This window comes from Acinetobacter sp. YH12027 (assembly GCF_013420085.1).
In the GTDB taxonomy this organism is placed as follows: Bacteria; Pseudomonadota; Gammaproteobacteria; order Pseudomonadales; family Moraxellaceae; genus Acinetobacter; species Acinetobacter amyesii.
In genome coordinates this window covers 1-23,042 of the sequence record NZ_VOYW01000044.1, presented here as the reverse complement: position 1 = coordinate 23,042, position 23,042 = coordinate 1, and the positions used below count along the sequence as shown (strand labels likewise).

Here is a 23,042-nt window from a genome sequence, read left to right as displayed (position 1 = left end):
ATGAAATACGGTATTCTGATGTGACAAAACCTGAATCCTGGTCGTTAAAGTGTTTGTTTGCACTCATATTTTAACTGTTAGGACTCAGGTTTTTTTATTTAAAGCAAACTATGGGACAGCAGTGCCCATTAGGTCGCTTTTTAATGCCAAGATTTTTATGCCAAAAAGTTCTGAACTCGCATTAGTCATACATCGGTCTGTTGTCATTGACACGAATTAAACCTTTAATCGCGCGGTACACAATCCATAACCAAGACAGTCCGATCACCGTGACGCAGAAGGTACTTGCTCCCAGTGCCACCCCTGCAAAGGCATTAGCATTATTGCCAGTAAAGAACAGAAAAATAAAAGGCACGAAAGCAATGATGTTCCAAATGAGATACCACCAAAACGTACGAATCTGCCAAGTAAAATGGCTTTCAAAAATCGTACCACGCACATCACTGCGTTTGACGTAATTGATAATCAGCGCGAGGACCGCAAGCAAGCCGGCAGAAAAAATCGCCACAATATAAAGAATATACAAAATAATCGTGAGCAGGCGGTTTGGATCTTTATCAATGGAATAATTCATTTCGCTCTCCGTCATGATGATTTTTCGGATCATTCCACCCTAGATATGCAGGATATTAAATGGTGAAATTAGCCATAAAATCAGTAATATGTTAAAGGCTATGGTACAGAAATATATTTTTCGAAACGGTTGTTTTTGTGTTTTATGCCGCAAACGTTGCTGAGCTAGCCATGCCGCCGGCCACCCACCTAAAAAAGACAAAAGATGCAGTGTATTTTCTGGCACGCGTCGGTTCCCCATTTGCGCAGCTTCTTTATCTTGCGCATAGAACCAATAGGTCAGGACATTGATAATACTCACAAAAAGCAGCACCATGCCACTGAGTAAACCCGCCACAGACAAACCCGCCAAGGCGAGGATATACATGATGCACAAGATTTGCATCGGCTCTGCCTGACGCGGCATCTGCACCACATTTTTTTTATTGGGTCGTTGTGCAGCTTTGGTTTGTGAGGCTTTTAAATAATGCACTTGCTGCGCACGAAAGCGTCCGCGTTCATCTAAGATCACAGCATAATCCAACGCGCAGCCCACGATTGGTCGTGGGCCGGGACGGGAAAAGTCTTTAATGTGCAAAAATACGCGATCTTTGGTGCTATCGTTCGGTTGAATGAAGCCGTAGCCCTTGTCATCAAACCATTCTACTAAGCGTCCTTGATCACGCATGCTTTTCCCTCTCGTTGTTTTTAAAATTTATGCTGTGACGAATTTTAATCGTTCAATCAGCATATTACGCATTTCAGCAGGGTTTTTCTGCAAAATATCATCCCCTGTACGGCCTTCTGCAGCATTTTTCTGTGCCACCTGTAAACGCATCATCCAGAAACGACCCGCCGCCATTGCCAAATATAACTCTAGACATGATTTTTCATCTGCGGTTAATGGGCGCACGCTTTCATATGCATTTAAAAAGGCAATGGCTTTGTCTTCATTCAAATGCACATCCGGATATTCAGTACAGAAGTCATTTAAAGTAATAGCAATATCAAACAAGAGTTCGTCTTTATTTAACTCATAAAAGTCTAAAATACCGTTGAGTTGATCGCCTTCAAATAGAGTATTGTCACGGAACAGATCAGAATGAATAAAACCGGCAGGACGGTCTGGATACATCGCCGTTAAGATGTCATATAAGCCCAACAGATTGTTGAGCAACGTGGTATCTGCTTCATTTAATGTTGGACGAATATCGCGCGAAACTTGTAACCAATAAGCATGATCACGATATTCTGCACGTTCCAAAGGGAAGTCTTGTAGAGCCACATGCATTTTCGCTTGGGCTACAGCAATCGCTTCTGCTTGCGCTAAGCTCGCAGGCATGGGATGTTGACCTTGCATGCGTGGCGCAATCTGTGCAGGTTTATCCTTTAAGCTATGAATCGCTTTACCCGAATGATTCAGCGGTACAGGCACAGCTAGACCAGCCTGCCCCAAATGTTCAAGTACAGGGACCAGTTCCCCTGCACCTTGCTCGTCCATCTCTTCAAAAACAGTTAATACATACTGCGTGCCATTTTCGCAAACAATAAAATAGTTGGTATTTTGAATACCGCCTTGAATCGGAATCAGGTCAATCACCTCCAGTCCATAAGGTGCTGCAAAATCCTGAACTTCCTTTAAAGTCAAAGTGGTATAAACCGACATAGAAAACCTGCGAAAAAACTTACATATTTTTGATAGAATAACCGCTCCGACTACTAAGGTGTAGCATCTAAGTCGCGAAGTTTCATAATCGGCTGTTATTTTTGGAAAAAATTATGCTTGCTAAACGTATTATTCCTTGCCTCGACGTGGACAACGGTCGTGTAGTGAAAGGTGTTCAATTTCTTGATATTCGTGATGCAGGCGATCCAGTTGAAGTTGCACGCCGTTATAACGAACAAGGTGCGGACGAAATTACCTTCTTAGACATTACCGCAACCTCAAATGGTCGTGATACCACTTACCGTACGGTAGAGCGTATGGCTGAGTCTGTATTTGTGCCATTAACAGTCGGTGGTGGCGTGCGTAAAGTAGAAGATATCCGCCTGTTATTAAATGCGGGTGCGGACAAAGTTTCGATTAACTCTGCGGCTATTTATAACCCTGAATTTGTACAAGAAGCCTCTCAGCGTTTTGGCGCACAGTGTATTGTGGTTGCTATTGATGCGAAAAAAACCGGCGATAATAAATGGGAAATTTTCACCCACGGTGGTCGTAAAGAAACCGGTATCGATGCCATCGAATGGGCGGTAAAAATGGCGGACTTCGGTGCAGGTGAATTACTCATCACATCGATGGATGCTGATGGAACCAAAGCTGGTTATGACATTGAACTGATGCGTAATATTAATGACCGTGTGACCATTCCAACCATTGCTTCTGGTGGTGTCGGTAATCTACAACATTTGGCCGATGGTATTTTAAAAGGCGGTGCAGATGCGGTGCTTGCAGCCTCTATTTTCCACTTTGGTCAACACACCATTCCTGAAGCGAAAAAATATCTAGCAGAACAAGGTATTGAAATGCGCCTTTAATTGATTCATTTTCAATGAAGATTGAAGAAGAGCGATGATTCGCTCTTTTTTTTGCCTTGTTGCTTTGATGCCACGTCATTGACGTTGTAGCAGAGCATCGTCCATAAAATTCATTTACTATAGACATAAAAAAAGGAGCCTTGTCGGCTCCTATAAACCAAGAAAAACTACAGCACTTGGTCTGATACTTAAAACAAATGAAAAAATATACATAGCAACTTCATCAATCAACTCGTCGTGTACAAGCCTTTTGATCATTTAAATATAGGGCATTTGCACTGCATTTGATTGACAGTAGATTCATAATTTATTGACAAATTGCGACAATTCAATTGAATGGCAACGCTTGTTGTCAAAACGCACAGTGCATTCATATTAGACCGTTTCAAGAAGTGCAACTGGCTTTTCACGCTCAGCGACCCACTTTGCAGGAAATACCCGATTCACCCAGTGTGACAATGATTTAGCAATCGCTGTCGGTAGTAACACACCTAGTGGATTCTGTTCCTGTAATTTTGCCGATGAGATCACCCGAGTCCCTAAAATATAATCAAACCACGGCTTAGTCACACACCAGTTGGCATCCTGATTTGAATTCATATGGTGGTCATAGTGCCATGGAATCTTTTTCATCGCCCACTCTGGCTCAAGATGTGCGCGACGATGGATATAATAATAATTCCCTGCGCAATACAGCACAGACAAACTCATTCCTTTGGAAATGGGATAAAACAGCGGGACAAATACGGCGGAAACTACCACCAGTGACAATATTTCATTTTTCGTGCGCCAGTTCTGTACACCTTCAACATAGCCATGATCATGAAAATCTGTTTTTCGAACTTCACGATGATGTTTCCAATGTGATTTCATGCTTTTCGGTACTGGACTAAAACGTGGCTTGCCTGACCGATGTGTCCCATGCAAAACATATTTATGCGCGACCCATTCAAAGGCATTGGCGACGACCAACCCTGCAATAAAACCTTTTAACATGACCAATATCTCCTTTTCTTAGCTCCACTATAGGTAATGAAGAGGGCTAGATATTGACCGTTTTTTTTAATATTATTGACAAAACACGACAAAATTTAGAATTAAAAAAATATGCAACAACTCAAGGACTATACAGGATCGGTCTATGGAGGACTGGGCCATTTGCTCTATGCTTATCACCAAGCTCAAGGCATTGCTATTCCTGAAAAACTGAATAAAGTTCAAAACTTAGAACGTTTTGATTATGCCGTTTGGCGTGATTTATTGATGGATTTAGATCAAAAGATCCAAAAGCCAGCGCTGGGTTTAGAAATTGCAGAACATGTCCAACCCAAACATATTGGCATCATTGCGTATATTGCCCTGTCCTGTGAAAACTTAGGCGAAGCGCTGCTCCGCTACCATGATTTTCATCGCTTAATCTTCGATGGCAGTCCATTGCTGATTGATATTCAAAATGATTTTTTCTCCATCGGTTGGAATGATTTACCCATGAATATGGCCAATCAATTGACCGATGAAATTGCGATTGCCTTAATGCTGCAGTTTCTAAAATTATTCATGCGTTTTGAAGATATCAATTTACACGAAGTACATTTTCATAATCCTGCACCAAAAAATGTCGCTCAGTATGAACAATATTTTCGCTGCAAAGTTCGTTTTTCCCAAGAAAAGTCGAAGGTTATTGTTCCCATTCAAGAACTGTCTCGCCCCTTTTCCCAAGGCGATCAGACCTTACAAAAACTGTTAATGCAACAGGCACAGTCTTTATTAGAAAAACTGCCGAATACCACGCAAATCGACCAACGCTTACAGCAAGCCATCTTAATGGGTTTGCAAAAAAAACAGTTCCAAATTGAACATGTCGCTACGCAACTCAATCTTTCCGTCCGACAATTACAACGCCATTTACAACAACAAGGCAGCACCTATCAGCAACGTATGCAGGAAGTCCGTTGCATGATGGCTGAAGAATTTTTAAGAGACCCGCATTTAAGTTTGCAGGAAATTGCGCTACTGCTGGGTTATTCAGAACAGAGTGCGTTTCAACGTGCTTTTAAACAATGGCGAAATTTAACCCCACAGCAATGGCGCTTATCGCAAATTGAAGCATCAAGTTAAAAATGTGATGCAGTTGTCATTTTATATATTGTGATTTTCAGCAAAATCTATTAAATCTATGCATATTCAATAAATGAATAAAACAACACTTCACAACTAGATTGCACTCATGCTGAGTGAAAGATTGAAAATCTATTCCAAATGACAAAAACAAATGGAGTTTTAAATGAATAAATATTTAGCAGAACTGATTGGTACGTTTTGGCTGGTCTTTGGTGGTTGTGGTAGTGCGGTCTTGGCTGCGGCCTTTCCTGAGCTTGGCATTGGCTGCGGCCTTTCCTGAGCTTGGCATTGGCTTCGCAGGCGTGGCACTGGCCTTCGGTTTAACGGTATTAACGGCTGCTTATGCGCTGGGTCATATCTCAGGGGGACATTTTAACCCTGCCGTGAGTATCGGCTTGTGGGCCGGTGGTCGTTTTGAAGCCAAAGAACTAGCGCCCTATATTATTTCTCAATTGCTGGGTGCAACCCTCGCCGCATTTATTCTATTCATCATTGTACAAGGTCAGGCCGGATTTACAGGAGTCGGCGGTTTTGCCACCAATGGCTATGGTGAATTATCTCCGGGCAAATACTCTATGCTCTCAGCGTTAGTTATTGAAATTGTGCTGACGGCTGGCTTTCTGATTGTGATCATGGGAGCAACGGATAAACGTGCCCCTGCTGGATTTGCCCCAATTGCGATCGGTCTTGCGCTTACATTGATCCATCTCATCAGCATTCCCGTCACCAATACTTCGGTCAACCCAGCGCGTAGTATGGGTGTCGCATTCTTTGCTGAAACTGCTGCGCTTTCACAAGTTTGGCTATTTTGGGTAGCCCCTATCATTGGCGCGGTGATTGGTGCTGTCATCTATAAACTGATGGCAAAAGACGCATAAATAGAAGAAGACACCATAAAAAAGCTCACAACCTGTGAGCTTTTTTTCATTCATCCCGAATTGAGCATTGCTTCCTTCGACGGCCGATGACACAGCATTAAAGAAATGGATTTTCCACTTCGTTTTCTTCACCGCCCTGCGCTATTTTTTCAGCTAAGTTGGTTTCTGCCTCAAGTGTGGTCACCACATCATTGAAAAATGCCTGTAAAGCTTTCGCTGCAGCTAAACCTGCTTGGTCTTTCGTCACCTGTAAGTTGCCATAAATATTAATTCGATCTTGGCCATTTTCTAGTGTTAAGTCATGAATTGCATGCGACGCAGTGTCATTTTCAAATGCTTTGAACATGATGGATATCCTTCTTTTTTGTTGTAGTGATGCAGCAATAGAAATACGTGAAAAAGATTTCAACTGCAAGCAATGATCCTCTTCATCGCTCGCAGTTCAGCGCTATTATCTACTCAATTATTTCAAAATCTGTAGCAGATATTGCAGAATTTCTTCAATCAATTGTTTGACCAAGGCATCTTGATTGTTGTCATTTCCACTGCTTGCCGTGGATGTATCGCCCACAGAACCACCACTCGATTTAAAGTCTTTTTGCAAACTTAAAATCTTGTCTTCGGCGACATCTGCAGCACACTGGCTTTCAGCATCCCAATGCAAATAAGCGATGTCTTGATTTGCTTTTACTTGGGTGGCTTTGAGTGGCAAACGGTAGGTATTACGCTTTTGGTCTTCAGTTAATTCTGGAAAGAAATTAATTCCAGTCAGTTCTTCTAGCGCACAAATACTCATGACTTTGACTGTCGGTGCCGTATCACGCAAGGTATTGTCCGCATAGTACACGCCTGCAACACCTTTTTTCGGCAAATAGATCGCCTTATAAGTAGCGGTCGGCACGATGACCCCTTGCCCGATGGTTTTTAATTTTTTCGCACTATATACCGGCCCCGTTACCACATAGACATCTTGCTTTTGTTTGGTCACTATCGCCCGTGTGGCTTCTTCTAACTCACGCCACACTTGCTGATTATTTTTTGGAGCTTGCGGCACCATATTGGCCAAAGAAAAACTATCTAACTGCGCAGCTTTATTGGGCATATCGGCATTTGGCGCCATGTGTCCACGGTCATAGCCTGAAGATTTATAGTCTGACAGCAAAGCCCGATATTCAGACGGCACGCGAGTCTCTTCATGAAAGTTATCTTCACGCGGAATTTTTTGACTCAGGCGTGCGGGGGTTAATGCTTCTGCAACCCAAAGCGGTGTCTTGGATATCCCTGAATACATGACATTAAAGCCATTAAAACACAGTGGAAAACTGTTTTTATGTAGGCTTTCACGGACCAAATAAGGTGGCACTTCACGATAAAATTGGTCCAAACAGGCGCTATTTGAAGTGCTGCTCATAGAAACAAGTTGTTGAATTTTTTCTTGCCCGAAAGCAATAGCAAAGCTTCCTGTTGCCACCAGACCCAACAGCACTTTTATGCCATTTTGCCCAAATAACTGTGAAAGTGGATTTGCTGAATTGCGTTTCTTTTTGACCATGACTTACAACAATGACTTCTAAAAGGACTATTTTTCCGCAGCTTAGCAAGGGTGCATATTTTAGTACACTTTTCTTTTTTAATTTGCTTAACAATCACACAAATATTGTTTAACAAAGCAGCAGTTGATGTAACTTTATGTCGCAGTTGTGCAGGTCTTTATAGGAAGTCATGAAGCAGTTGCGTATGTTTCATTTAATTCGCCTCAAGAATTATGACAAGGTAAAAATACGAAAAATTGCGATAAAAATATACGGAGTGACTATGCATTCTAAAATTTTAGGTTTAGGTTTAATTTCAGGTTTAATGAGCGCAGCAGCATTTGCAGAGCCGCCGATTCAACCCGGTGACACTTTAGAAAGCTTGTCTAAAGTCAAAATTGTGACCACTGTGAATGGTCAACCCGGTTCTATTCAGGACTTGGTATCAAGTGGTCAAGTTCAATTGCTTGAAGCACCTGCCGGACAAGTCAATGCCGCTGCAACAGAACAGCCCTTAAACCCTGAACAGGCTCAGGCAAACCAAATCGATCCGAATGCCCCTGCAGTCCCTGCAAATGCTGAACAAGCGGCGACTGAAGCGGAAAATGCACTCGCAAATGAACAGCAAAGTGTAGCAGCTGTACCTACAGAGCAGTCTGTGCCAACTGAACAAACGGCAGTGGCCAATCCACCCGAAGCCACGGTAACTGAAGCACCTGTGGAAACAGCACAGCAAGCACCTGAAGCCGTAGCAACGGATGCCAATGCTGCACCCGTCATTGCCTCTTCTGCAGAAGCGCCAGTCAATGCCGATAGTGCATCAGCGGCATTGCCTGAAGCACCTCAAGCACAGCAGGATGCTTTTATGGCAGCACCTGAAACTCAAAGTGCAAATCCTGCAGACGCATCAATTCAAGCCAACCCAGAAGCACCTGTTGCTGACGAAGCCATCCAAGCTGCGCCTGAAGCCTCTGCAGATGTAGACGCGACAATCAACTAATCAGCGTATTTTCAAGGATGAAATAACGCAACATCTTCATTCTGTTGCTTTGCTCGCATACTCCTCCCAAGAAAAAGCAACAGAATGATCTCTATGTCTTTGGACTAAAAAAGTTCAATTATCACAGATAAAAAAAAGCCAGAATTGATCTGGCTTTTTCGTGTTTAACTATTAAATCTATGCCTAAAAGTTCAATCTAGGACTTAAATTTCAATCTGACTTCCCAACTCCACCACACGGTTAGTTGGAATTTGATAAAAGTCGCTGACTGGACTGGTATTTCGCTGCATAGAGATAAACAGCTTTTCTCGCCATGGCGCCATGCCTTCACCCAAGGTATGAATAATACGGTCTCTGGAAATAAAGAAACTGATTTGCATTAGATCAAATTCAAAGCCCAATTCACGATACGCATGCTCCAAAGCCGCAGGAATATTCGGCTGGTCTTTAAACCCATAAAACATCGTGATTCGATAGAATCGATCATCTAGTTGTTCCGTGATCACCCGCTCATTTTCAGGTACAAACGGCACGTCTCGGGTATTGACCGTAACCATAATATTGCGTTCATGCAGGACTTTATTGTGCTTGATATTATGTAACATAGCATGAGGCACGATCTCAGGCGTTCCAGTTAAGAATACCGCATCGCCTGGCACGAACTTGGTTTCACTGCCCATGCTGACACTGCGAATAAACAGGTCAATAGGCAAAGCATCTTTACCGAGTCGATTGAGCACCAATGCCCGACCATCTTTCCACGTCATTAAAATCGTAAACAATACCGCACCAATCAGGATTGGAACCCAACCGCCCGCTGCAATTTTTAATGATGTCGATGCAACAAAGATCAAATCAATCAATAAAAATGGCACTGCAAATATTGCCACTTTCCAAACCGGCCAACGCCATAAACCATAAGCCAAAACTGAGATCAAAATCGTACCGCAGAGCATGGTCATGGTCACAGCTACGCCGTACGCACTGGCCAAATTCGCACTGTTTTCAAACAGCAAGATCAAGATCAGCACCGAGATAAACAATGCCCAGTTAATAAATGGTAAATAAATCTGACCACGTTCAACTTCAGAGGTATGTTTCACTGTCAAACGCGGCAAGTAACGCAATTGAATCGCCTGATTGACCATGGAGAATACCCCTGTGATCACCGCTTGAGAGGCAATCACCGCGGCCGCAGTTGCCAAAGCAATCATTGGATACAATGCCCATTCAGGAATCAGCATATAGAATGGATTGGCTAAAGCTTCAGGATTACGCAGTAGCAAAGCACCTTGACCCGCATAGTTCAACAGCAAGCACGGCATCACCACAATAAACCATGCCAAGCGGATTGGGAGTCGGCCAAAATGCCCCATATCGGCATAGATTGCCTCACCACCCGTCATCGTCAAGATAACCGCACCCATAGTCAAAAATGCAACATAAGGCTGCTGAACCACAAAATTGAAGGCCCAATGTGGACTGATCATGGTCAACACAAATGGCGTTTGCGAAATACTCCATAGTCCAAAACCACCAATGGATAAAAACCACATGAGCGTTAAAGGCCCAAAGAATTTACCCATCGTGCCTGTGCCATGGCGTTGCACTAAAAATAGCCCCGCTAAAATACCGATCGATAAGGGTTGCAGCCATTGGTTAAACATCGGCGTCGCAATACTTAAGCCTTCAATCGCGGATAACACAGAGATTGCGGGGGTAATGATCCCATCACCAAAGAACAAAGATGCCCCAATAAAGCCAAGGGCAATCAGGTAGATTTTTTTGTTTTCGGCAATTCGTGTGGTTCGTAGATTCAAGGCCAACAGCGACATAATACCGCCCTCGCCATTGTTATCTGCGCGCATGATGATGCTGACGTATTTAAAACTAATCGTCAGCATGATGCACCAGAAAATCAGGGACAGAATACCCAGCACAGACGCTTCGCTAATCGCCAAGTGTGCTGTGAGGAAACATTGGCGCAGCGCATATAATGGGCTCGTCCCAATGTCTCCGAATACTACGCCCAAAGCTGCCAAGGTGATGGCAGGCAATGCGGCTTTTTGTGCAGTACTTTGCATATAATTGTCTTCAATTTAGACAGGATTTTTGCGAATCATAGCACCGCTCAAGATGTTTTTGTCTAATTCAATTGTTTCTCTTGGCAGAATATATTTTTTTCGCTATTATCCACCGCGCAAAAGGTGAAGTGTCCGAGTGGCTGAAGGAGCACGCCTGGAAAGTGTGTAAACGTTTATAGCGTTTCGAGGGTTCGAATCCCTCTTTCACCGCCAGAATAAACTGCAATGCCAAGCAGAATGAAGGTCTAAATTGATAAAATTTAGGCCTTTTTTAATTTTATTGTTCTCAATATTAAATATCCCCCTAATTGATCTTCTATTTGTTTAGCTCAATAACTTCACAGTATTTAAGTCCTGATTGACGGATTTCAATCACACGTTTTTTTCCTAATGCACGACTTATGGATTTTTTATTGGCAGCAATAAGTACACGTATATTTACAAATACAAATTTTATATTCTAAAGACAATTACTTAAGCCTATGCTAAAAATAAATCATCCTCTCAATATAGGTACTATTCAAAAAATTATTCATTAATTTAAACATCATAGAACTGAAACGCGATTGCGGTACTTTTAACTTGATCAACGAAAAACTTAAAAAACACATTTCATATATCACTGCTATTCGGGAGAGAACATGAATAACAGCCAGAATTATGTTAAGCAGATCAAGAACGCCAAACGTGGTGGCTATACCCCAACCCTTGCCAAAGACATCAATAAACATAAAATTCAAAAAGCACAGCGTCTGATTGACGAATGGCGAAAGCTCGCCAATGAACTCCGCCCCCAAATGCAACTGGAGATGGCATATACACTTGAAGAATGCGCACAGGATCTAGACCAAATTTTAAGAATGAAATAGCACTCAACGCTCACCCATCCTATTTTTTCGCCCATATCTTGTGGGCGAAACATTACCTATTTTTATTTCTCTGGTTTTTAGAGCCAAACATCGGTCGAATGCTGAATAAATCAAACGTATAAATTACATTCGATTTGCTGTTTTTTTAACTTGCACCACTTCAAAAAATCTGTAGAATGCATTCCACAACGCCGGCATAGCTCAGTTGGTAGAGCAACTGACTTGTAATCAGTAGGTCCACAGTTCGAATCCGTGTGCCGGCACCATTTCTTAGCCTCGCTTTTTAGTGAGGCTTTGATGTTTTTAAAGCCTCTTTTTTATGGCTTCCTCGCGCTAATCTGCACATAACGAATCAGCCCATCTCGATACAACTTCTCGCACAATTTTGCCGTCATCTTGATTTTGAATTGATCCACATGAGTCAGGCTCATCTGACGTTGTTGTTCTTGAATATAATCGGCAAAACCCTGAAATACGAATTCGCTCATATCTTCAATCTGGATATACTCGAAACCTGCCTGTTGTACTTGGTATTGTAAATTTTGCTTTGAATTTAAATTTTTCAAATTCACATCTGCTGCTTTCAACAGACTTTGATATTTCAGTCGCTGTAATGAATTTAAATTCAAAAACGCATCGGACAACATTAAATAGTGAAAAGCAAAGCGCCCTTTTGAATTCAAAACATCAACGACTGATAAAAGCAATAAATTCAAATCACTATGATACGCAGCATCAATACACAGCACGGCATCCATAGCGCTTTGTGGATAAATATTTTTTAAATTCAAAAATGAATCTTGCTGGATTTTAATCTTTGAATTTAAATTTTTTTGGATTTTTTCCACACATGCGGTTTGCAATTCGACTGCGGATAAGTTTTGAATTTGAAAATGTTCCATCCAAAAAACCAAGCTCGCACCCTGCCCACAACCGAGGTCTAAAACACGATCTGTAGATTTTAATTGAATGGATTCGGCAAGATGGAAAGCGAGTTTTTGACAGGCCGCAGGATAGGATGATTTTGCATCATCCCAATAGCCCAAATTGCTCCAAGCAAGTTCCGCATCATCTCCGAGTAGTCGACTGTTAATCGCATATTTATGGCTAGGGATGTGCTGACGAATTGCTTGAAGCCATTTCATGTTAGTAACCGAGTTGAGGGGCAACCTCCACTTTAGGTTTTAAACCCACAAACGGCAATGGTGCACCAAAAATTTCTGCAATATGCATAGCAGACGTTACCGCAGACTCTAAAATCGGCAGACCGTCACAAGACCATGAACCACAGAAGAAGACTTTACGTTCAGGGGATAAATGTCGTTGCTGTAACTCTTTATTCAGCGCCACGGTATGTGAATCCACCACTGCACGTGTCAAACTGACCGAAGAGATCACTTTTTTAGGATCAATCGGTGTCACTGGCTGCCAGGTTTGGAACACAGGGGTTTTACCCACCAAGCTCGGCTCGATTGAGTTCAGCCACACGGTAAATTGCTGACGGGTAAATTTACGGTCCATCATATAACTTAGTACAGACCAATCTTTACGCTTCGGTGGCATCACGGTTTGATCAGTGTGAATCACCAACTGACCTTGCTCAAATTTAAATTTCTTTAAAAGCTCAATATCGTCAGCAAACTGGGTTGAATCTAAAAATTCTTCCGTTTTGGTGGTTGGTGTCGCGACTACCACACGATCGAATAGATGATGTGCTCCGGCCTCAGTTTCCACCAAGACTTTATCGTCTTGCTCGTGCACTTTGGTAATTGCCGTACCACTTTGAATATTTAAACCTTCAATCAGTTTATCAACCAACGCAGGTGTACCACCTTGGATACGCAGCAAGGCATCGCCATTGGTCAATTGACGCAAGAAAATCAACAACGGTTTCGCAGGCCATTCCCCAATCGTTTTCGGGTTACAGGTGCAAATGGTATACAACACAGGCATGACCGCACCATGCCAAAATACTTCTTCAATTTCATTTTTATTAATGAACTCGGCAAGCGTGATGTCCTGATTTTTTGATTTAAAAAATCGAGTGATCGCCGCTTTGAGTTGCAACATCCCTTTGACTAAACGCCAGCCATATTGTTGTAAGCCTTTACGGTTATTAATAATTGGGAAATTACCAATACGGCTACGACTGGTGGTCAACCACGTTTCTGTACGATCTTCAAATAGCCAACTGCATGCCATATAGGTACGGACTGGGAAAGTTTTAATCCCTAAATGGGTCGCCAAACTTAAGGTATTTTTCCAGAGGTGTGGATTCATCACACGCAAAGGGGCATCGATCAAGCCGCCTTCAAACTCAGTGCTGTGGCTATCCATACCACGACCAGGCAGAGCTTCGAAAATTGTAATGTTATGCCCTGCGTCTTTAAGAATTCTTGCGGTAGCCAGCCCAGCCATGCCACTACCGATGACTGCAATTTCCAATTTTCTTTTCCATCTATAAAACACAGTTTAAAAGTATGACTGATCAGAAGTTAAAAATAGCTATTAAAAAATACCAGATTCGCACTTTTTGTATGGATTTCAGTACAGCCGCTTTTAAGTTAAATTTACAAATATTTACAGTCAAAAAGCACACAATTTAAGCTTTGTTTTTTAAACATATTTTTCTTTAAAATTTTAATTACTCTATAAAACCAAACAATTAAATTAACCATTTTTATAACTTTCGGTTTACTTTAAAGCCAAGTCTCGCTAAGATGCGCCACATAAGAAAGTGATAAATTCATCACAATTTATAAAAAGTAAAATGATATTTAAATCATGACAACTATAAATACTACAGCGCTCAATAAAAAAGCCTCTGACTATTCAGAGGCTTTTTTTTCGGCTATTTCAACGACATGATTTTCGCTTAAGCTTCATGCGCCAGCGCAATTTCACCAAATTTTCCGTTATTGAAATCATCAAAGGCTTGAATGATTTCAGCTTTGCTATTCATCACAAATGGGCCATAACCTTGAATCGGCTCATTTAGTGGCTCACCGCTAAGTAACAGAAACTGTGTGTCCTGCAACGCTTGTAGCTGAATGGCGATATCATCTTTGGCAAACATGACCATCGAACTGTCTTGAACTTTATGGCTTTCATTCACCACAACCTCACCCTTCAAGACCACCAAAATGGTGTTATGCCCTTCAGGTACATGTAAGGTGGTTTCATATTGAGCTTTCAACTCACCATCCCAGACATTCACTGGACTAAAGGTCTGTGCTGGCCCAAGGTGGCCACCCATTTCACCAGCAATCACCCGAATATGCCCTGCACCTTCATCCATGTCTATGCGTGGAATATCTTGGCGTGTGATCGCTTGGTAACGAGGCTGGGTCATTTTGTCTTTTGCCGGTAAATTTACCCACAATTGAACCATCTCAAAAAGACCACCTGCTTGAGCAAATTCAGGCGAATGAAATTCTTCATGCACCAGACCCGACCCTGCGGTCATCCATTGCACATCGCCTGTTTGAATTGTGCCGCCACCACCACTTGAGTCCTTATGAGTCACTTCACCGCTGTAGGCGATAGTCACCGTTTCAAAACCACGATGTGGATGTGAACCTACACCATGCCGTGCAGTGGTGGGATCGAACTGATAAGGTGCCGCATAATCCAAAAGCAAAAATGGGCTAATCGCCTGACCTAGACGATCATAGGAAAATAAGCTTTTGACTGGAAAACCATCGCCCACCCAGTGCATTTGCTGATTACGATAAACACCAATTACTTTTTTCATTTCTTAGCTCCTATATTCATACGATAGGATGAACATAGCGCTTATTTTAAGCTTTGAAATACTTACTGACCATCTTCCAGATAGCATTCTATATCTCAAAATTAGAACAATACTCAGACATAAAATCTGCACCTCACTCAAAACCAAGCATTAATTTCGAAATTCTAAGCTTTAAGTCATATACAACGATGAATTATCCCAATTTTATGATTGAGCTTCTCATTCAAACCCATTTCATTGTCTCATTTTTACAACTATTCTAAATCTAGTTAACACGCAGATTTCATCTGATCCTGCGTAGTTGCAAACAGGAAAGAGGACAATAAAATGGGGCAAACCTTACGTTCGTTTAGACAAAGATAATGCCGCGGTACTTTTAGTTGACCATCAAACAGGTCTACTTTCATTGGTTCGCGACATTGATCCAGATAAATTTAAAAATAATGTGCTCGCACTGGCTGCAGCCGCAAAATATTTTAATCTTCCAACGATTCTCACCACCAGTTTTGAACAAGGTCCAAACGGTCCATTGGTTCCAGAACTCAAAGAGATGTTCCCTGACGCACCTTATATTGCACGCCCAGGTCAAATTAATGCTTGGGACAATGAAGACTTTGTGAAAGCCGTCAAAGCAACAGGCAAAAAGCAATTGATTATTGCCGGTGTAGTGACTGAGGTTTGTGTTGCATTTCCAACCTTGTCTGCTTTAGAAGAAGACTTTGACGTCTTTGTGGTGACCGATGCTTCAGGTACATTCAACCATTTAACCCGCGACTCAGCGTGGGAACGTATGACGCAAGCGGGTGCACAGCTCATGACGTGGTTTGGTACCGCGTGTGAATTACACCGTGACTGGCGTAATGATATTGAAGGTTTAGGTGCGCTTTTCGGCAACCATATTCCAGACTACCGTAACCTCATCAACAGCTATACGCAAAATACTGAAAAGAAATAATCCTCCAGTAGTAAAAAGCGGCTTCGAGCCGCTTTTTTTATACCTGATGTATAAATTGACGTATGATAATTGGAATTGAAATAATTTTTCACTGCATAAGGTGATCCATGCATTCATTTGATGATTATTACTACTTTTACTTGGTGGTGAAACATGGCGGTTTTAGCGCTGCAAGTGAAGCATCGAATATTACAAAATCAAAATTAAGCCGACGCATTTTAGATCTTGAAGCCAAATATAATGTCACCCTTATTCAGCGTTCTACCCGACACTTTAAGGTCACGACATTAGGCCAAGAATTGTATGAAGAATGCATAAAAGTAATCGAACAAGTTGAATGTGCGCATCAGGTGCTCCTGAAGCAAAAAAGTGAACTTGAAGGCTTGGTTAAAATTAGTTGTCCACCGGTCATGATGGAACATCAAATTCGCCCCTTGTTAAATCAATTTTTAAAAGATCATCCCAAAGTTCAGGTCGAACTTGAGCTGTCTAGCCGCCGTGTAGATGTCTTGCATGACGACATTGATTTAGCGATTCGTACCAATTTTAGTAAAAATGAAGACTCGAGCATTATTGTACGTGACGTGATTAAAACCGTGCATTGCTTAGTGATTAGTCCTGAACTTTTACAAGGACGCGAGTTAAAGCATATTTTCGAATTGACAGAATTTCCGAGTATCGTTTTGGGTACACAGAAAAACCGCTATCAATGGCATTTGCATCATACGGGACAGCAAGAGCAGATTGAAATTGCCTTACAACCTCGGATTAAAAGCAATGACTTAGCCGGTGCTTATTATGCGGTACTCGATGGTTTAGGCATCGCAGACTTACCGTATTTAACGGTACAAGCAGATATTGAGGCAGGTCGTTTAATTCACCTCTTCCCCGAATGGTGCTCAAATGTCGGTACGGTACAATTGGTATATGCTTCGCGAAAAGGTCAGCGCCTAGTCATGGAAAGATTAATTGACTATTTAGTCGCTGGAATTCGTGACTATGCTCCGGAGCTTGATGGCTATTTAGTTTAATGTTCTAGACCACAAAAAAGCCAGAACTGAGTTCTGGCTTTTTTAAATCTACGGTTGGATCACTAAATTAGATTTTACCCACTAGGTCGATCGATGGTGCAAGCGTCGCTTCACCTTCTTTCCATTTTGCAGGACATACTTCACCTGGGTGTGCATGTACATATTGAGCAGCTTTTACTTTACGCATCAATTCAGAAGCATTACGGCCGATACCACCTGCGTTGATTTCAACGATTTGGATTTTACCTTCAGGGTCGATCACGAAAGTACCACGGTCAGCAAGACCATCCGCTTCAATTAAAACATCAAAGTTTTTCGCAAGTGTCCAAGTTGGATCGCCAACCATTGGGTATTCGATTTTCTTAATTTCTTCAGAAGAATCGTGCCAAGCTTTATGTGTGAAGTGTGTATCAGTAGATACTGAATAAATTTCTACACCCATTTTTTTGAATTCAGCATAGTGATCAGCAAGATCGCCTAATTCTGTTGGACATACAAACGTAAAGTCAGCAGGATAGAAGAACACCACAGACCATTTACCGTAGAAGTCTTTTTCTGAAACTTCAATAAATTGACCGTCTTGGTAAGCGGTAGCGTTAAATGGTTTTACTTCAGTATTAATTAAACTCATTTGATATTCCTCTAACTCATTTCAGGGATTGCTTATCTGTTGAAGCTAGAATACGAAATATCAAACCATAGGTAAAACCGAACTTTTTTATAAAAACTATCGGATTTTTAGATTTGTTATTTAAATCAATCTTTGCCTTTCCATCGTGCAAACCAATCAAGTTCAATGGGTGCAAGCCTTTATATCCATAAAGAGGGTCTGCCAAGCAGCCTGTGTAAACTGTTGTTTATAGTGTGATGGTGGCGTTTTGACTTTATGTGATAACCATGCCCGACAATAATTTTCCGTTGCCCCTAAGACCAATGACATCATTAATTCTTTGGGTAAATGCTCAATCAAATGCCAATCGGGTTGTGCGGTCAACCAATCCAGTAGTGCGCTATTGCATTGCAAATTATGTTTTTTTAACTCGGCTTGTAGCGTTTCCTTACGCATACTAAACCCTGCCGCATATAAGAATCCTGCAAAATCTGGATAGGCTTCGACCCAGTCTATATACGAGCACAAAATGGCTTGAATGCCTTCCTGCAGCGATTGGGCCTGTGTCAAGGCGTCTGCCCTTTTCGCAAATTGATCTTGCAATGCCGCAAAATACAATGCTGCTACTAAACCATCTTTATTTTTAAAATGATGGTAAATCGCACCAACACTGGTCTCTGCACGGTCTCGTACATGTTCAATCGTCGTCGTTTCAATCCCTTGCTCTAAAAAACATGCAAGGGCTTCTCCTAAGATCTGCCTTTTAAGTTCCGCTCTGCGACCGCTGTAAATTCGTTGCAATAATACTTGATTTGACGACATTGATACTTTCCTTTGCTAGGGTCATTTTAAAACAATGTTGGCTTTTTTTAATAGCTATGACGTCATTTACGCCATTAACAGAATATTATTCCGTATTAGAATTATATTCTGAATAATGAAGGATAATTAAGCATGAGCCAAGCATTAAAATTATGGAAGACCTTCCAAAACAAATCCGCAGGGAAATGGACTTTTTCTAAATTGCTGTGTTTAAAAGCACCGTATTTCAGCAGTATTTCGCCTGTTTTTGATGAATTAAAGCCCCAATACTGTGAACTACATATTAAAAAACAGCGCAGTGTGTTGAATCATATTGGCACTGTCCACGCGATTGCCATGTGTAATATGGCCGAATTGGCTGGCGGTACCATGACCGATGTAACCGTTCCGAGCAGCCATCGTTGGATTCCCAAAGGCATGACTGTGGAATATTTGAAAAAAGCCGATACAGATTTAACGGCCATTGCCACGCCTGTCGATGCTAATTTTACGTGGAATACAGGGAGTGATTACTTGGTGAATGTCGTGGTGAACAACACGCGTAATGAAGCCGTTTTTAAAGCCGTAATTACCATGTGGGTTTCTGAAAAAAAATAAGTCGTCGACTCAATTGCAAAATGAAACTGATCTTTCAAGATGAGACATGCGAAAAAAACCCTCAAGATTGAGGGCTTTTTTTGATGATGATCTACCGTTTTAAACGCTGTGTTTAAGGTTCATTAGAACGGTAAGTCATCATCTAAATCTGCTGCTGCAGGAGCCGGTGTCGGTGCAGGCTGTTGTTTTGGCGCAAAACCACCTGGGTTGTTATTGCCATAGCTATTGCCTTGAGCCGGTTGGTTATTGCCATAACCGCCTTGGTTTGAGCTATTACCGTAGCCACCTTGGTTTTGGTTATTGTTATAACCACCTTGTTGATTATTAAAACGAGGCTGACCAAAATCACCGCCTTGACCTTGTTCGCCTTGTTGGCGATTATTGTCAAGCATTTGCATTTGTTCACCACGAATTTCAGTCGTGTAACGCTCTTGACCGCCTTGATCTGTCCACTGACGAGTACGTAATGAACCTTCAATATAAACTTTAGAACCTTTGCGCAAATATTGCTGTGCAATTTCACCTAAGCGGTTATGTAACACAATACGGTGCCATTCTGTTTGCTCTTTACGTTCACCTGTATTTTTATCTGTCCATGAATCACTCGTTGCAATTGAGAACTGAGTGAGAGAACCACCATTTGGGAAAGTTTTTGTTTCAGGGTCACGACCCAAAGTACCAACTAAAATGACCTTATTTACACCACGCATCAGACGTATTCTTCCTATTTGTTTCTATTATTTACTTTATAAGAGTTATGGTTAAATGGCTACCTCTTTCCCTAACAAGTGCGTTAAATGTTGTCGCGCAGATTCATCCATCTGCTGCTTATCCACTTTTACATAAGCCACTTGCTGGTCAGACATCACCACAACTTCTTCAATACCACGAATTGCTAAAAGCTGAGAAGTCCATTCATCCGTTTCTTTATCTTCAGGCAAACTGAAAACCATAGACGATAAATAACGCGGCTGAGCCAACCCAAAACTAATGATCAACCATAAAATGGCTAGCCCTGTCAGGATGCCCCATCCCATTGCCGTATCATTTAGCAACAAAAGTTGCCCGCCAATCATACCACCAAAAAATGCCCCCAGAAACTGACTGCTGGCGTTCACGCCCATGGCTGTCGCTTTAGACTGAATTGGAGCCGCTTTCGATAACCATGACGGTAATAATGCTTCCATCACATTAAATGCAATAAAGAATAATCCTAAGCCAGTAAGCAGAATATATTTAGATTCGAAACCAAAAATTAAGATGCCCAATCCTAGAATAATGCCACCAATGGCGGTCAAGAAAATGCCACGCATTTTGCGATATTTTTCCGCCAGAATAATGCTCGGAAAGGCAAAAAACAGGCTCACGACCAAAAGCGGCAAATACACCAGACCATGCGAATGCAAGGGAATATTGGCGAAGTCAATCAACTGAGATGGCACATAAATAAACATCGCTGTGAGTAGTAAATGCAATGCAAAGACTGAAACGTGCAACCGATTTAGATCAGGCATTTTCAGCACTTGCTTCAATTGCGTCAGATAACCTTGTTGGAAATTTCGGTGATGACGCGTCACTTTCGGCACCAACAGCAACATCGCAATCGCAGCAAGTCCCATGATGGTGGTCACCCAAAATAAACCCGAGATACCGACTAAACCTGTGAGCCAAGGTCCAAGGCTAAATGCCACCACAAAGGACAGACCGATACTCATCCCCATCATCGCCATGGCTTTAGTGCGCTGTTCTTCACGTGTGACATCGGCTAACAAAGCCATCACTACCGCAGACACAGCGCCACCACCGGCTATCGCACGCCCGATAATTACGCCATAGATACTATCGGACATTGCTGCAATTGCACCGCCTAAAGCAAACAACAGCAGCCCGATCACCACCAACGGTTTACGGCTATAACGGTCTGCAATCAAACTAAACGGAATCTGTAAAATCGCTTGGGTCAACCCATAGACACCCACCGCTAAACCAATGAGTGCCGGTGTTGCCCCTGCATATTGCTGACCTGCCACAGAGAAAACAGGAATAATCATGAACAGCCCCAGCATACGTAAGGCGAAAATACTACTCAAAGCAAAAGTTGAGCGTCGTTCAAGAGCATTCATCATAGCTGGTTAAAAATTCATTAATCTTGGAATGGGATTATAGGACATTCAGCTTAAAGCGAAGCAGGATTTTTATTGATTTTAAATATCCTGATGATTGGACAAATAAAAAGCGCAGCTGACGCTGCGCTTTTTGGGAGATTTTAGGCAAATTTAAATTAGCCTAGACTTTCTTGGCGCTTTTTATATTGAATTGAGGCAATCACAGCCCAAACAATAAATGCCACACCAATTAGACCCGTTACCACTTCAGGGACATGAAGACCTGTGCCACTCGCCAACATAATGAAGGCCAAAGCACCAATCGCATAATGCGCACCATGTTCAAGGAAGATATAAGCATCTAAGGTGCCTTTATCCACTAAGTAAATGGTCATTGAACGCACGAACATAGCACCAATAGCAAGACCGAGCATAATGATTACGACATCAGAGGTAATCGCAAATGCACCAATCACACCATCAAAACTGAATGAGGCATCGAGTACTTCAAGGTAAAGGAAACCACCAAAACCTGCTTTGATCACGCCCGTCGGTACGCCATTTGCGTCATGTCCAACCGCATTACCGTTTTCATCAACTTCAGGTTCACCACCCAATAAATGACTCAGTACTTGGACACCGATATACACCACGATCCCCCAGATACCCGCCATCACTACCGCTAGACGAGAGGCTTCGGCCACGTTTGCTGCCATTACCAATAACGCAATTAGGGCAATAAACACGGACATCGCAGGAACGTTTGCAAGATTAGCTAAACGGCGCTCTAGCCAACGGAACCAATGGGTATCTTTCCCTTCATCTAAGAAGAAGTTCAGGAACACCAACAATAAGAAAGCACCACCAAAGGCCGCAATTTCTGCATGATGTGCCATCAATTTTGCAGAGTATTCAATTGGATTATTCAATGCCAATTGCACCACTTCCATAGCGCCCATGTCAGCCGTTACAGCAACAATGACGATTGGGAAAATCAAACGCATACCGAATACAGCAATCACGATCCCGACAGTTAAGAAAATCATTTTCCAGAAATGATCCCAACCACGGAGTACCGATGCATTCACTACAGCGTTATCAAATGACAATGATACTTCCATCACTGCCAAAATTACAGTAATGGTCAGTGCTGTCAGCATGGCTTGCACACCTGCATTTGGGCCATGATTCAGACCCCAATATGCAGAAATGGCAAGACACACGATCGTAAAGACGATTGAGAAACCAAAATGTTTCATCATGATAGATCGACCTATTCATTCAATAAGATTTCAAAATGAGGGAATACCCAGTTTGAAGCTAAGTTTATGGCGCAATTATGCCGCTTTTCAGGATTGAAACCAAAAATTATTCGTTACATTTTGAATAAACACTCTAAGATGGAGGCTCTCAATTACATCGCATCATGGTGTAGACCCGTCTTTCATTTTTAACGACAGGAATGTTCAATAGATCTCTTTCATAAATCAAAAAACGATCTTCTTTTTGGTTAATATTTGCACTCCGGATTTCTTAGCATTCGTGCATAATCTGCGGATGAAATACATCGATTCAAACAAGCTTTCTGATCCTC

At 42.0% G+C, this 23,042-nt stretch carries 22 protein-coding genes, 2 tRNA genes and 1 pseudogene; 10 read left to right on the top strand and 15 right to left on the bottom strand.

All coding sequences use genetic code 11. The annotated features are described in order from the left end of the window. Nucleotides 1–181: 181 nt before the first annotated feature. The 3 genes from FTT94_RS13990 to FTT94_RS13980 are packed head-to-tail and all read right to left on the bottom strand — an operon-like array spanning nt 182 to nt 2,218. A complete protein-coding gene (locus FTT94_RS13990; RefSeq protein WP_078190495.1) occupies nt 182–574 on the bottom strand; it encodes a hypothetical protein in 393 nt (130 codons plus the stop codon). Nucleotides 575–613: 39 nt separating this feature from the next. Further along, entirely contained in the window at nt 614–1,240 is a 627-nt protein-coding gene (locus FTT94_RS13985; protein ID WP_078190496.1) for a DUF1294 domain-containing protein, read from the bottom strand. Between the two features lie 27 nt (nt 1,241–1,267). Further along, entirely contained in the window at nt 1,268–2,218 is a 951-nt protein-coding gene (locus FTT94_RS13980) for a homoserine kinase (protein WP_180002790.1), read from the bottom strand. Between the two features lie 110 nt (nt 2,219–2,328). Between FTT94_RS13980 and hisF the strand changes: the two genes are divergently transcribed. Beyond that, a complete protein-coding gene (gene hisF / locus FTT94_RS13975) occupies nt 2,329–3,090 on the top strand; it encodes an imidazole glycerol phosphate synthase subunit HisF (RefSeq protein ID WP_320109244.1) in 762 nt (253 codons plus the stop codon). A gap of 375 nt (nt 3,091–3,465) precedes the next feature. On the opposite strand, the gene FTT94_RS13970 is transcribed toward hisF, so the two are convergent. After that, nucleotides 3,466–4,086: a hypothetical protein gene (locus FTT94_RS13970; protein ID WP_180170972.1), complete on the bottom strand. Its 621-nt coding sequence runs from the start codon at nt 4,084–4,086 to the stop codon at nt 3,466–3,468. A gap of 111 nt (nt 4,087–4,197) precedes the next feature. Here FTT94_RS13970 and FTT94_RS13965 point away from each other — a divergent pair, with 111 nt between their 5' ends. Both FTT94_RS13965 and aqpZ read left to right on the top strand, forming a co-directional pair. Next, nucleotides 4,198–5,208, top strand: coding sequence for an AraC family transcriptional regulator (locus tag FTT94_RS13965; RefSeq protein ID WP_180170971.1), 1,011 nt, complete (start codon nt 4,198–4,200; stop codon nt 5,206–5,208). Nucleotides 5,209–5,374: 166 nt separating this feature from the next. Further along, nucleotides 5,375–6,089, top strand: a pseudogene (gene aqpZ / locus FTT94_RS13960) (aquaporin Z). Between the two features lie 97 nt (nt 6,090–6,186). Here aqpZ and FTT94_RS13955 read toward each other — a convergent pair. Continuing rightward, nucleotides 6,187–6,435 carry a hypothetical protein gene (locus tag FTT94_RS13955; protein WP_180002780.1) on the bottom strand — a complete coding sequence of 83 codons (249 nt, stop codon included), beginning with the start codon at nt 6,433–6,435 and terminating at the stop codon, nt 6,187–6,189. 117 nt (nt 6,436–6,552) lie between these two features. Beyond that, on the bottom strand, nt 6,553–7,641 hold the full coding sequence (locus FTT94_RS13950; protein WP_180170969.1) for a DNA/RNA non-specific endonuclease: 1,089 nt from the start codon (nt 7,639–7,641) through the stop codon (nt 6,553–6,555). 263 nt (nt 7,642–7,904) lie between these two features. Between FTT94_RS13950 and FTT94_RS16930 the strand changes: the two genes are divergently transcribed. Beyond that, entirely contained in the window at nt 7,905–8,621 is a 717-nt protein-coding gene (locus FTT94_RS16930) for a hypothetical protein (RefSeq protein WP_180009245.1), read from the top strand. 203 nt (nt 8,622–8,824) lie between these two features. Here FTT94_RS16930 and FTT94_RS13940 read toward each other — a convergent pair whose 3' ends face one another. Continuing rightward, nucleotides 8,825–10,705, bottom strand: a complete 1,881-nt coding sequence (locus FTT94_RS13940) for a potassium transporter Kup (protein WP_180009243.1) — start codon at nt 10,703–10,705, stop codon at nt 8,825–8,827. Between the two features lie 122 nt (nt 10,706–10,827). On the opposite strand from FTT94_RS13940, the gene FTT94_RS13935 reads away from it, so the two are divergent. The 3 genes from FTT94_RS13935 to FTT94_RS13925 all read left to right on the top strand — a co-directional run bounded on the left by FTT94_RS13935 (nt 10,828) and on the right by FTT94_RS13925 (nt 11,840). Continuing rightward, a tRNA-Ser gene (locus FTT94_RS13935) sits at nt 10,828–10,918 on the top strand. A 428-nt stretch (nt 10,919–11,346) separates the two neighbouring features. After that, a complete protein-coding gene (locus tag FTT94_RS13930) occupies nt 11,347–11,574 on the top strand; it encodes a hypothetical protein (RefSeq protein WP_078190515.1) in 228 nt (75 codons plus the stop codon). 190 nt (nt 11,575–11,764) lie between these two features. Continuing rightward, nucleotides 11,765–11,840, top strand: a tRNA-Thr gene (locus tag FTT94_RS13925). A gap of 51 nt (nt 11,841–11,891) precedes the next feature. On the opposite strand, the gene FTT94_RS13920 is transcribed toward FTT94_RS13925, so the two are convergent. From FTT94_RS13920 to FTT94_RS13910, 3 genes are all read right to left on the bottom strand, one after another. Beyond that, nucleotides 11,892–12,719, bottom strand: coding sequence for a cyclopropane-fatty-acyl-phospholipid synthase family protein (locus tag FTT94_RS13920; RefSeq protein ID WP_180170968.1), 828 nt, complete (start codon nt 12,717–12,719; stop codon nt 11,892–11,894). 1 nt (nt 12,720) lies between these two features. After that, on the bottom strand, nt 12,721–14,019 hold the full coding sequence (locus FTT94_RS13915; protein WP_143221600.1) for an FAD-dependent oxidoreductase: 1,299 nt from the start codon (nt 14,017–14,019) through the stop codon (nt 12,721–12,723). Between the two features lie 430 nt (nt 14,020–14,449). Further along, nucleotides 14,450–15,328 carry a pirin family protein gene (locus tag FTT94_RS13910; RefSeq protein WP_180025915.1) on the bottom strand — a complete coding sequence of 293 codons (879 nt, stop codon included), beginning with the start codon at nt 15,326–15,328 and terminating at the stop codon, nt 14,450–14,452. 322 nt (nt 15,329–15,650) lie between these two features. Between FTT94_RS13910 and ycaC the strand changes: the two genes are divergently transcribed. After that, a complete protein-coding gene (gene ycaC, locus FTT94_RS13905) occupies nt 15,651–16,283 on the top strand; it encodes an isochorismate family cysteine hydrolase YcaC (RefSeq protein WP_180092934.1) in 633 nt (210 codons plus the stop codon). 107 nt (nt 16,284–16,390) lie between these two features. Continuing rightward, nucleotides 16,391–17,314, top strand: coding sequence for a LysR substrate-binding domain-containing protein (locus FTT94_RS13900; RefSeq protein WP_180025914.1), 924 nt, complete (start codon nt 16,391–16,393; stop codon nt 17,312–17,314). Nucleotides 17,315–17,381: 67 nt separating this feature from the next. Here FTT94_RS13900 and ahpC read toward each other — a convergent pair whose 3' ends face one another. Beyond that, a complete protein-coding gene (gene ahpC, locus FTT94_RS13895; RefSeq protein ID WP_180025913.1) occupies nt 17,382–17,945 on the bottom strand; it encodes an alkyl hydroperoxide reductase subunit C in 564 nt (187 codons plus the stop codon). Between the two features lie 162 nt (nt 17,946–18,107). After that, a complete protein-coding gene (locus FTT94_RS13890) occupies nt 18,108–18,746 on the bottom strand; it encodes a TetR/AcrR family transcriptional regulator (RefSeq protein ID WP_180170967.1) in 639 nt (212 codons plus the stop codon). 132 nt (nt 18,747–18,878) lie between these two features. Here FTT94_RS13890 and FTT94_RS13885 point away from each other — a divergent pair, with 132 nt between their 5' ends. Next, nucleotides 18,879–19,343: a hotdog fold domain-containing protein gene (locus tag FTT94_RS13885; RefSeq protein WP_180170966.1), complete on the top strand. Its 465-nt coding sequence runs from the start codon at nt 18,879–18,881 to the stop codon at nt 19,341–19,343. Between the two features lie 122 nt (nt 19,344–19,465). Here FTT94_RS13885 and ssb read toward each other — a convergent pair whose 3' ends face one another. The 3 genes from ssb to FTT94_RS13870 form a co-directional block, all read right to left on the bottom strand. Beyond that, nucleotides 19,466–20,053 (bottom strand): single-stranded DNA-binding protein, encoded by a 588-nt coding sequence (gene ssb, locus FTT94_RS13880; RefSeq protein WP_078193176.1) that lies wholly within the window; start codon nt 20,051–20,053, stop codon nt 19,466–19,468. A gap of 51 nt (nt 20,054–20,104) precedes the next feature. After that, entirely contained in the window at nt 20,105–21,469 is a 1,365-nt protein-coding gene (locus FTT94_RS13875; protein ID WP_180002751.1) for an MFS transporter, read from the bottom strand. A gap of 155 nt (nt 21,470–21,624) precedes the next feature. After that, the gene (locus tag FTT94_RS13870; RefSeq protein WP_180025910.1) at nt 21,625–22,710 is read right to left on the bottom strand and encodes a DUF475 domain-containing protein; all 1,086 of its coding nucleotides are present in this window, start codon (nt 22,708–22,710) and stop codon (nt 21,625–21,627) included. Between the last annotated feature and the right edge of the window lie 332 nt (nt 22,711–23,042).